The sequence below is a fragment of the Microbulbifer mangrovi genome (genome assembly GCF_002009015.1).
Taxonomy (GTDB): Bacteria; Pseudomonadota; Gammaproteobacteria; order Pseudomonadales; family Cellvibrionaceae; genus Microbulbifer; species Microbulbifer mangrovi.
The window spans coordinates 1-351 of the sequence record NZ_LZDE01000025.1; the positions used below are offsets into that span (position 1 = coordinate 1).

At 47.3% G+C, this 351-nt stretch carries 1 protein-coding gene; it reads right to left on the bottom strand.

Features of this window, described 5'->3' with window-relative positions; translation table 11 throughout:
• Nucleotides 1–79: 79 nt before the first annotated feature.
• Nucleotides 80–351: DUF3185 family protein (locus tag B4U49_RS00115; protein ID WP_239692407.1), on the bottom strand; the 272-nt coding region annotated here is incomplete at its 5' end.

Here is a 351-nt window from a genome sequence, read left to right on the forward strand (position 1 = left end):
TAGCGTTGGGCGTCCCGCGGAGGGCCGACGGCCCGGAGCATTTTGCTTGCGCTTGTTATGGGGATCGAAAGCAACCACTCTACTTTACTTTTTTGATACCGATTACGACAGCAATAAATCCACCGACCATACCAAGCCATGCTTCAATAGGAGTATCTCCGGTTAGCGCTCTCGCTAATTGAGAACCAGCAGAATCATAGATGTTGTAGCCCCACGCAACCAATGCCACCCCGATAACGATAAGAATGATACCGGTAATTTTTCTATTCATAATTATTCCATATTCAAATTTGAAAACTGAATTATCGGCACTTACAACAGCGAGGTCACATAACGCCGTGCGCAGCGGCG